Source organism: Microcystis sp. M113S1 (assembly GCF_020246945.1).
Taxonomy (GTDB): Bacteria; Cyanobacteriota; Cyanobacteriia; order Cyanobacteriales; family Microcystaceae; genus Microcystis.
Genome location: NZ_JADBSA010000172.1, coordinates 1 through 10611, shown reverse-complemented (window position 1 = coordinate 10611; position 10611 = coordinate 1). Strand labels below are relative to the sequence as shown.

7 protein-coding genes and 1 pseudogene are annotated in these 10611 nt (G+C 43.9%); 6 read left to right on the top strand and 2 right to left on the bottom strand.

Annotation, left to right across the window (positions count from 1 at the left end; translation table 11 throughout):
- Positions 1-369: RNA-guided endonuclease InsQ/TnpB family protein (locus IM319_RS08825; RefSeq protein ID WP_287735326.1), on the top strand; the 369-nt coding region annotated here is incomplete at its 5' end.
- Between the two features lie 219 nt (positions 370-588).
- Here the strand turns inward: IM319_RS08825 and IM319_RS08820 are convergent.
- Positions 589-1797: a phosphoglycerate kinase gene (locus IM319_RS08820; protein WP_287077588.1), complete on the bottom strand. Its 1209-nt coding sequence runs from the start codon at positions 1795-1797 to the stop codon at positions 589-591.
- A gap of 163 nt (positions 1798-1960) precedes the next feature.
- On the opposite strand from IM319_RS08820, the gene IM319_RS08815 reads away from it, so the two are divergent.
- From IM319_RS08815 to IM319_RS08805, 3 genes are all read left to right on the top strand, one after another.
- Positions 1961-2371, top strand: coding sequence for a universal stress protein (locus tag IM319_RS08815; RefSeq protein WP_287735325.1), 411 nt, complete (start codon positions 1961-1963; stop codon positions 2369-2371).
- A gap of 453 nt (positions 2372-2824) precedes the next feature.
- A complete protein-coding gene (locus IM319_RS08810; RefSeq protein WP_004162779.1) occupies positions 2825-3307 on the top strand; it encodes a photosystem I reaction center protein subunit XI in 483 nt (160 codons plus the stop codon).
- 57 nt (positions 3308-3364) lie between these two features.
- The gene (locus tag IM319_RS08805) at positions 3365-3481 is read left to right on the top strand and encodes a photosystem I reaction center subunit VIII (RefSeq protein ID WP_004162778.1); all 117 of its coding nucleotides are present in this window, start codon (positions 3365-3367) and stop codon (positions 3479-3481) included.
- 181 nt (positions 3482-3662) lie between these two features.
- On the opposite strand, the gene IM319_RS08800 is transcribed toward IM319_RS08805, so the two are convergent.
- The gene (locus IM319_RS08800; RefSeq protein WP_287735324.1) at positions 3663-5864 is read right to left on the bottom strand and encodes a hybrid sensor histidine kinase/response regulator; all 2202 of its coding nucleotides are present in this window, start codon (positions 5862-5864) and stop codon (positions 3663-3665) included.
- 466 nt (positions 5865-6330) lie between these two features.
- Here IM319_RS08800 and cobN point away from each other — a divergent pair, with 466 nt between their 5' ends.
- Positions 6331-9972 carry a cobaltochelatase subunit CobN gene (cobN, locus tag IM319_RS08795; RefSeq protein ID WP_287077235.1) on the top strand — a complete coding sequence of 1214 codons (3642 nt, stop codon included), beginning with the start codon at positions 6331-6333 and terminating at the stop codon, positions 9970-9972.
- A gap of 257 nt (positions 9973-10229) precedes the next feature.
- Positions 10230-10409: pseudogene (locus IM319_RS08790) on the top strand (AAA family ATPase); the annotation flags it as partial.
- Positions 10410-10611 lie beyond the last annotated feature (202 nt).

The window sequence follows — 10611 nt, the reverse complement described above, 5'->3', positions numbered from 1 at the left end:
CTAGCTAAATCGATAAATGATGCGGCCTGGTATCAGTTTCGGGAATGGATAGAGTATTTTGGGGTTAAATTCGGCAAGATAACGATTGCTGTCGCACCGAACTATACAAGCCAAAACTGTTCAAACTGTGGTGAAACTGTCAAAAAATCTTTATCGACTAGAACCCATCAGTGCAAGTGTGGATGTGTTTTGGAGCGGGATGAAAACGACGCAATCAACATCCTTAAAAGGGGACTAAGTACGGTAGGGCATACCGGAACCTTTGGGCTCGACCCAATAAACGCTTGGGGAGAGAATACCTCTACTTTTTCAGAAGCAATTCTGTCTAAGCAAGTAATCTCTGTGAACCAAGAATCCCCGTCTCTTTAGAGCGGGGAGTGTCAATGCGATTGAAGTATCCTAATGATACTAAATCCGTTGAGTATAGGCTACACATCAGGACAGGCAATAGGCAATAGGGACTATAGATAATCAGTTTTTAATAACCAGATTTAGTATTATAATTTATAATTCATAATTCCTAATTGATAATTCATAAAAAAGGTGGGCTAGCACCCACCTTTTTTAAACCTTAGATATTAGCGATAATTAGGCCTCATCGAGGGCGGCAATACCGGGTAAAACCTTACCTTCGAGTAATTCCAAACTAGCGCCACCACCGGTGGAAATATGGCTCATTTTTTCCGCCACTCCCACTTTTTCCACCGCCGCTACCGAGTCACCACCACCGATAATGGTAGTTGTACCAGTAGCGGTTAAATCGGCTAAAGTGTGAGCGATCGCATCTGTACCCGCTGCGAATTTAGCAAACTCGAACACCCCCATGGGGCCATTCCAGAGGACAGATTTACAGTTAGATAAAGCTTTTTGGAAAACTTTAACTGATTCAGGTCCAATATCCAATCCCATCCAACCATCGGGAATATTTTCGACCTTGACGATTTTGGAATTGGCCTCTTTATCGAATTTATCCGCTAACACCACATCAGTAGGAAGGAGGAATTCCACCCCTTTTTCTTTAGCTTTCGCTTCCAGGGATTTAGCTAATTCCAGTTTGTCTTCTTCCACCAAAGACCCACCAACACTTAAACCGCGGGCCTTGTAGAAAGTAAAGATCATACCGCCACCGATGAGCAGTTTATCGCACTTTTCTAATAAAGTTTCGATCACGCCAATTTTACTAGAAACCTTAGAACCGCCGATAATCGCCGCTAGGGGACGTTGGGGAGTTTCAATAGCGGACTGTAGGTAGTTTAATTCTTTTTCAATTAAATAACCCGCCACCGAGGGGCTGAGATAGTGGGTAACGCCTTCCGTAGAAGCGTGGGCGCGGTGGGCGGTACCAAAAGCATCATTAACGTATAAATCGGCGTTAGCGGCTAATTTTTTGGCAAAATCGGGATTATTTGCCTCCTCTTCACCGTGGAAACGCAGATTTTCTAAAAGGGCCACTTGACCGTTAGACATTTGGCCAATCGCTGCCGTAACTCCCTCACCAATACAATCGGGACACATGATTACTTCTTGGCCCAGTAATTCCGAGAGACGTTTAGCTACAGGGGTCAGACGCAAATTTTCTTGAACCTCACCGTCGGGACGACCCATGTGGCTGCATAAAATAACCTTAGCCCCTTTTTTGATTAAATCCTCAATGGTTGGCAAGGCCGCCCGAATGCGGGTATCATCGCTGATTTTCCCGGTGGCCTTGTCCATGGGAACGTTAAAATCGACCCGGACTAAGACCCGTTTGCCCGCTAAATCGGCTTCTGTTAAATTCGCTACTGTTTTTTTTGGCACAGCCCATAACCTCCTAGATTGCTTACCGTACAATAAAGATTAAATCAGGGTATCGCTACTTGCGGCAATTACTTTGACAAAGATTATTTCAGATTTGGGGATCAGTTTTGCAGTTCTAAGACTGATTTTCCCAGAAAAATTTGATTGGAGAGACTTGCTAATTATGTTTGAGACGATTTTATTTCCCATCGACCACAGCCGCGAAAGTCGTGACGCGACCAGTAGTGTGATCGAATTAGTCAAAATCTTTGACAGTCGTTTGGTCCTGTTGTCGGTAGTGGAAACGACACCCAGCGGAGAAATTGCCGCCGACGATAAGATGAGTTCGATCGAAGCGGTGGATAGATTGTTACAATCGGCGCGATCGATTTTCGCCCAAGCTGGCATCAATGCGGAAATGATTGAAAGGGAGGGAATACCTTCTTTTGTCATCTGTGATGTGGCCGATGAAGTTAATGCCGACCTGATCGTTATGGGTTGTCGCGGTTTAGGATTAACCAGCGAAGGTGTGTCCGAAAGCGTCACCACCAAAGTTATTAACCTTGCCCCCTGTCCAGTGTTGATTATCCCTTAACCAGTGATCAGTGAGCAGTGATCAGTGAGCAGTGAGCAGTTATCAGTGAGCAGTTATCAGTGAGCAGATGTGATAGCAATTTTCTAAACTAGCGGCAGAGATGGCTAGTTAAAAAAGGTACTCATGCACTCTCTTGCCTCTTGCCTCTTGCCTCTTGCCTCTTGCCCAGTACACTATCTATGTCACACCTAAAGAAAAATGGGATCAGGTGTGAGTTTTCAGTTCACTGATTACTGTTTACTGTTTACTGATCACTGAAAAAAGCTCCCCCCAACCCCCAACCCCCAACCCCCTTCTCCTGAGAGAAATGTAACGAATTGTGAGAGTTTCAGCCGTCAACCCTTGAAAACTCGATCGATGGGGTTGCTTGAAGTAATTCTTAGGCCTAAAGTGTAATCTTAAAGTTTTATGATCAATTTTCCCGTTGATCGGAAAAAGGAGAACTCAAACACAATGGCTGAAACTGGATACAAACAGGTGGTGACACCCTACAATGATGATCCGTTCATTGGTCATCTAGCTACCCCCATTTCCGCTTCTGGTTTTACCAAAGCTTTTATTGGTAACTTACCTGCCTATCGTCCCGGTCTAGCTCCGATTCTGCGCGGTCTAGAAGTGGGTATGGCCCACGGTTATTTCCTCGGTGGTCCCTGGGTTGTCCTGGGCCCCTTGAGAGACTCCGAATATGCCAATATCGGCGGCTTAATCCCCGCTTTAGCCATGGTTCTTTTGGCTACGGGTTGTTTAGCTAGTTATGGTCTTGTCTCTTTCCAAGGTAAGGCCGCTAGTGGTGATCCGCTGAAATCGGCGGAAGGTTGGAGTCAATTCGCCGCCGGTTTCTTTATTGGTGGCATGGGTGGCGCTTTTGTGGCCTATTTCCTCCTAGAAAATCTTGGTGTCGTTGATGGCATCATGCGTGGGGTTTTTAATCAATAATTAACCCTTTTTCTACCTGATTATCATTTCCTTATTTTTTTACTAGGAGCATTTGACATGACTGGTGACTACGCAGCTTCTTATCTGCCTTGGATTTTAATCCCGATCGTCTGTTGGTTAATGCCAGCTGTGGTTATGGGTTTGTTATTTATCTATATCGAGAGTGAATCCTAATTTAGCCTAGGATTCCTACAATTAAGAGCTTGAAAATTAGCTATTTGATAGTTAGTTTTCAAGCTCTATTTTCTGAGGAAAAAGGAAAAAATTGACCAGATGAAAATGGGTAAAACCCTACACCCCACACCCCACACCCTACACCCTACCCCCACGAAAAACTTTTTGCCGCAAACCCCACTTATAAAGCGGTTAGATAGCGGATTTTTTCCAACAATAGGGAGGGTTGAATCGGTTTGAGGAGATAGTCGTCAATGCCATGACGACCAAGAAAATTAACGCTGATTTCAGGGGTATCATTCAAGATTAGCACTTTACTGGCTTGAGTTTGGCTAGATTTTTTTAAAAGATGACACAGATGATATATATCGGGCATTTTCCGATCGACAATTATAATACCGGGCTGCACGATCTCAATTTTTTTGATAGCGGAGACACTATCGATTAACCAAATAACTTGATAATGTGCCACCATCAATAACTCACAAATAAGATTGGCGATTTCTTCGTCACTTTCAATCAAAACTATAGTGGGATGGTGGTGATTAAAATGGGGATTATTCTCCGAGGGTTGAAGCTGGGATATGGGTGGCTTTTGTTGAGGTAAACGGACGGTAAAGATGGAACCTTTATCTAAGCAAGATTCTACCTCGATCGTGCCGCGATGGAGTTCCACTAATTGTTTAGTTAAAGCCAATCCTAATCCCACACCACCATAACGACGTTTGCGGGAGCCATCCAATTGGGTAAATTTTTCAAACAGAAGCGGTATTTTTTGAGCAGGAATGCCGATGCCCGTGTCCTCTACCTGAAAAATGACCTGACTGCCTTCTTTCCACAGTCTCAGGGTGATATCACCTTGTTCGGGGGTAAATTTCAGGGCATTTTTTAACAAGTATAAAAGTATCTGCTGAACTCGATCATAATCGGCGTAAAAATAATGCTCTTCTTCGGTGATTCTCATTTCTAAAATCAGATTAATTTCTTTAGTTTCTGCCTCTGTTTTAATAATTTCTAAAACATGATTACAGAGATATTTTAGCGAAAATTGTTTAATATCTAAAACAGCTTTCCCCGCCGAAACTTGCGAGAAATTAAGCAAGTCATTGATTAATTCTAATAGTTTATTGCCGTTATCCTGAATAACTTTTAGATAGTGTTTTTGTTTGTCGGGGGGTAAAAAATTATTGGCTGCCGAGGATTTTTGCAGGGTACTGGACAAACCGATAATACAAGTTAGGGGAGTTAATAACTCATGACTAATATTATTTAAAAATTCACTTTTGCAGAGGTTAGCGGCTTCTGCGGCCATTAAAGTATCTTGTAATTCTTGGGTTCTTTCTATTACCCGGCGTTCAAAAATATCTTTTTGTTCCTGTACTTGAGAATATAATTGCGCTTGATAGATAGCAATGGCGAGATGTTCACCAATCTGACCTAAAAATTTCTTTTCTTGCGGCAACCATTGGCGTTTTTCTTGACATTGATGGGCAATTAATAAACCCCACAATTCTTCTTGTACCACAATCGGGGCGATTAATTTTGATTGCACTTGGTGTTGTCGCAAAAATTCGGACAAACAGAAGGAAGAAGAATAGTTAGCATCCACATCATCCACGGCCAGAATTAATCCTTGACGGTACTTTTCTTTGTATTGGGGAATATAGGAAAAACAATCGTCTTCGGGGGTTAAATTTAACACCGAATTTATCTGGTCAGAAATGCGCGACTCGGAAGTTATTTTTCCCTTTACCTCACTGGTACTGGGGAAAAATTGATAAATTAACAATCGGTCCACTTGCAGAAACTCCCGCGCTTCCCTGACTACGGTTTCCAGAATCACCGGTAACTCCAGACTCTGACGCATTTGGGTGATGACTTGGTTTAATAATCTTTCCTGTTGGATTTGTTGGGATAGGGCAGCTTCTACCGGTTGACAAACGGAGAAAATGCGGGAACAATCTCTATCAGCAGACGGAGAAGAAATTATCGAGAGAATTTTGACTAAAATTTTATTTTGAAAACTGCTGACATTAATGGATAGAGGCAGATTTAAAATTTGATAACCCTGCTGAATTTTTGGGTTGTGGAGAGACTTGACAGCCAGTCCTTGCAGAAAATTTTTAATCGTGTTCGCTTCAAAACTAATGCGGACTTCGTACTGGAAATTATGCCCTTGGGGACTGGCTAACAATAAAGCTTGTAGGTCAGTGGAAAGCAAGAGTTGATAGATTTCTCCTGTCTGTGGGGGAATGTCTCTTTCACTTAGACTAATCCTCGGTGCTGTCACCTGTATTGCCAACTGTCCCCACCAAGAACGAATTTGTTCGAGGTGAGTAGATGACAACACTTGACAGCAAACATAAGCGGGAGAAGCATTCATTTATCAGTTATCAGTAGTCAGTTATCAGTTATCAGTAGTCAGTTATCAGTAGTCAGTTATCAGTTATCAGTTATCAGTTATCAGTTATCAGAAGGCAGGAGACTCCGAGGCTGCGAGGCAGGAGATAGGGTGATAGGGTTTTGGGGTTTTGGGGTGTTAGGTTTTTGGGGTGTTAGGGTTTTAGGGTTTTAGGGTTTTAGTTGAAATTCCCCCACTTCCCCACTTCCCACTTCCCACTTCCCACACCCCACACCCCACACCCCAGTCATCAGTAAGGTGATGGGGGACTGGGGTGTGGGTTTTAGTGAAGATTTTTCTTAATCCCTATCCCCGACTATTCCCTAATCCCTATTCTTGAAAATTGCCGCAGACAGATATAATCATCTCTATCTACCTAAGAATGATCCCTCGATCGAGACCCTGATTCTCAAAACCTAATCATTATTTAACCTGACTCTCAAAACTTATGCACCGAATTGCTCCCCAAGCGGGTGGTTGGACAGCAGATACCGAAGGGGTGATTATTATCGACCAAAATCCGGCCCCGATTGTTCTCCTCACCATGGCTGATACCGATATTCAAACTCTAGCGGCAGCTATCGACCATCTACCCGATAATTTTCCCGCAATTCGCGCCCTGAATTTATCGCAGTTACAGCAGCAATACAGTATCGATAACTATGGGGACAAGGTACTATCCCAAGCAAGAGTGATTATTCTTCGCTTATTGGGAGGACGGGGGAGTTGGTCCTACGGATTGGAAGTAGTTAAGGAAATTGTCGAGGAAACTGGTGCGACTTTATTTGTCCTCCCGGGAGAGGATAAACCGGATTTAGAGTTGATGAGTCATTCCACTGCTTCCCTGACTACTGTTAATCAGTTATGGTGCTATTTCACGGAAGCAGGGATAGATAACTGGATTAATGCTTGTAAATTTATCGCGCATACCTGTCTCCATCTCGACTATCCTCCCTCTCCTCCTAGGGTTGTCCCTAGGTTGGGAATCTATTCCCAGATAACCCTATCCCAACCCCAAGCACGGACTTGGATACTTTTCTATCGTTCCCATTATCTCGCGGGTAATACCAAAGCTATCGATGCTTTAATCACCGCTTTCACCCAAAGAAATATTGAAACTGTCCCTATCTTTCTCTCCTCTGTCCGGGAAATTGAAGTGCAAGAGGAACTATTAACCCTCTTTTCCCACCATCCCCCAGACCTAATTCTCGATACCACTAGCTTCTCTATCCAACGACCGGAAGACAAACAAAATCATCACTTCTGGCAGTCCCTCAATAAACCCATCTTCCAAGTTGTCCTCAGCAGCAGCAGTTTAGAAGCTTATCAACAGGGTTATCAAGGTCTTTCCCCCCGGGATGTGGCCATCAATATCGCTTTACCGGAAATGGATGGCAAAATTATCACCCGCGCTATTTCCTTTAAATCTGTCCTCACCCGACATCCGAAACTAGAAACGGAAATAGTTATCTATCAACCCCTCCCCCACCGGGTTGATTTTGTCGCTGATTTAACCGCAAACTATTGTCAACTCTCCTCCCTTCCCAACTCCCAGAAAAAAATTGCTCTCATTTTCCCCAACTATCCCAATAAGGATGGTCGTATCGCTAACGGAGTCGGTTTAGATACTCCCGCTAGTGGTCTGGAAATTCTTCGCGCATTACAAACCCAAGGTTATACCCTCACCGACCTACCCGACCATAGCGATGAATTAATGCGATTGCTTATTTCCGGTATCACTAATGACCTGGAGACAAGGGAATTAAAACCTATCTATCAATCTCTCTCCCGGTCAGCATATCTAGATTATTTCTCCTCCCTTCCCCCCGATAATCAAAGCGCTATGCTTGACCGTTGGGGACATCCAGACAGGGATTTTCCTATCCCCGGCATCCAGTTAGGTAATGTCTTTATCGGTATTCAACCTTCTCGCGGTTACGACCTCGACCCGACTCTTAATTATCATTCCCCCGACCTCGAACCTACCCACAGCTATCTCGCTTTTTACCATTGGTTACGACAGGAATTCCAAGTCACTGCTGTAATTAATCTCGGTAAACACGGCAATTTAGAATGGCTGCCCGGGAAAAGTCTCGCTCTTTCTCCCCATTGTTATCCCGAAATTGCTTTCTCGTCGCTGCCGAATTTTTATCCGTTTATTGTCAATGACCCCGGAGAAGGTTCCAGCGCTAAAAGACGTTCCCAAGCTGTTATCATCGACCATCTCACTCCCCCGATGACGCGAGCGGAATTGTATGGGGATTGGGAAAAGTTAGAGTCTCTCATCGATGAATATTATCAAGCAGAATCTCTTGATCCTTCTCGTTTAGCTCTGATTCGCGAGCGGATTAGTGATCTGGTGGCGAAAACTAATCTCGATCGAGAGCTAGGCACGATCTCGCGTAGCGAGCGCGTTGCGATCAGCGCTTCCTTTGGTCAATTTCTTACCCTCGTGGATGGTTATCTCTGTGAACTCAAGGAAGCACAAATCCGCGACGGTTTACATATCTTCGGTCAATGTCCCCAGGGTCAGCAGTTAATTGATTTAATCCAATCGATCGCTCGTTCTCCTAGTCCCGACCGCCCCGGTTTAACCCGTTCGATCGCCCTTGACCTCCACCTCGACTGCGACCCCCTGACGGAATATAACGATACTACTACCTATCTGGAAAGTCTCGCTCAGGATTTAATTAGCCAGAAAATTGAACCTCTAGGCGAAAATACGGCAAAAGAATTGGTTTGGCTAGAAAATCAGTTAATTCCTGCTTTAAAACAAACCCCCGATGAACTTACCTATCTCTTAAAAGGTCTCGCTGGCCAATACGTCCCCAGTGGTGCTTCCGGCGCTCCCACCCGCGGCCGTCCCGATGTTCTCCCCACCGGCAGAAATTTCTATTCTGTCGATACCCGCGCAATCCCCACAGAAACTGCGTGGGAAGTGGGAAGAAAGGCCGCAGAGGCACTAATTGAACGTTATACCCAAGAAAATGGCGAATATCCCCGCACTTTGGCGATTTCTATCTGGGGAACTTCGACGATGAGAAATAGTGGCGAAGATGTGGCCGAAGCCATGGCTTTACTGGGAATTCGTCCCCTTTGGGATGGTTTTTTCCGTCGGGTGGTCGGGTTTGAAATCCTTACCCCGTCTAGCTTAGGCCGTCCTCGCATTGATGTGACCGTTCGGGTATCGGGCTTTTTTAGGGACAGTTTCCCCAGCATACTACATCTTCTTAATTCTGGCATAAATGCGGTAGCTTGTCAAGAGGAAGAAGAAAAAATTAATCCTTTAGCGGCGAAAGTGAAGACAGAGAGGGAGTTTTGGCTAAGTCAGGGCTTAGGAGAAAAAGAGGCGAAACTGAGAGCTACTGCCAGAATCTTTGGCTGCAAACCCGGTGCTTACGGGGCCGGTTTACAGGGGTTAATCGAGTCACAAAACTGGCAAAATGATCAAGACTTAGCTAATGCTTATATTAACTGGAGTTGTTATGCCTATGATAGTCAAGGAACTGCCCATTCTTTACCGGAAGTATTGAGAAATAGACTACAAGAATTAGAGATAGTGCTGCATAATCAGGACAATCGGGAACACGATATTTTCGACTCCGATGACTACTATCAATTTCAAGGCGGCTTAACTGCCAGTGTTCGGGCATTAACCGGCAAAAATCCCGTCACCTATTTTGGTGATCATTCCCGTCCAGAAAATCCCCGCATCAGAACCTTAGAGGAAGAAATTCGCCGGGTATATCGTTCGCGAGTAGTGAACCCCAAATGGATAGCGGGAGTGATGCGACACGGCTATAAAGGCGCTTTCGAGATGGCTGCGACCGTAGATTATATTTTTGCCTATTCTGCCACTACTCATCTAGTGGAGGATTTTATCTATCAGGGAGTAGCCGAAGCTTATTTATTTGACGACAAGGTACAACAATTTATTCAGGAGAAAAACCCCTGGGCATTGCGAGATATGGCCGAAAGATTATTAGAGGCTCAACAACGGGGATTATGGACGCAGGTGGACCAGAAAACTTTAGATCGATTGAGGGCAATTGTCCATGAGGCCGAAGGAGTGATCGAATCGGGTCAGTAATTAGACCTCTTGTAAAAATCAAAAATCTGACCTTAGGTGAGGAGTCAGTAGCCAGTAGTCAGTAGTCAGGAGAATTAAGAATGAGCATTAATCAATTAAATGCTCTATCTAAGGATTTTATGCAATTTTATGCCTATTTTTCTCATTTTTGAACTCTCAAAAATTAATTAGGCAAGAACTCTATTAATAACTGGTCTAGAATCAATCTATCAAGAAATTGCTCAAATTACTTTAGTAATGAGAAACGGGACTAAATAATGGCCGGAATTGAGGGATTGAGGATTAAAAATTATCGAGCGCTCAAGGATATAACTCTGGGCAAGTTATGGAATACTCAAAATCGAGATTCTCTGACACCGATGACGGCCGTTATCGGCAAAAATGGTGTGGGAAAAAGCACAGTTTTTGATGCGTTCGGGTTTGGCTCTTCGGTAATTGTTATGCAAATAATTAACTTAAAATAAAATTCGATGAGAGTGCCTACGCCTAAAAGTAGCTGAAATCTATACAGGGAGACACTTAAGGCACAAATAGGTTAATACCAAAAGATAGACAATTGAGTTAAGATTTGATATAATCGCCAAAAACCCGAGTATTTTACTTATGATGCTTGACAAATTTTTGAACCTAAAAGGAACG

What these genes read in the sequence shown, in the direction of transcription:
- IM319_RS08815 (WP_287735325.1), top strand. Translation starts at nt 1,961, where the DNA reads ATGTTTGAGACGATTTTATTTCCCATCGACCACAGCCGCGAAAGTCGT.
- IM319_RS08810 (WP_004162779.1), top strand. Translation starts at nt 2,825, where the DNA reads ATGGCTGAAACTGGATACAAACAGGTGGTGACACCCTACAATGATGAT.
- IM319_RS08805 (WP_004162778.1), top strand. Translation starts at nt 3,365, where the DNA reads ATGACTGGTGACTACGCAGCTTCTTATCTGCCTTGGATTTTAATCCCG.
- IM319_RS08800 (WP_287735324.1), bottom strand. Translation starts at nt 5,864, where the DNA reads ATGAATGCTTCTCCCGCTTATGTTTGCTGTCAAGTGTTGTCATCTACT.
- cobN (WP_287077235.1), top strand. Translation starts at nt 6,331, where the DNA reads ATGCACCGAATTGCTCCCCAAGCGGGTGGTTGGACAGCAGATACCGAA.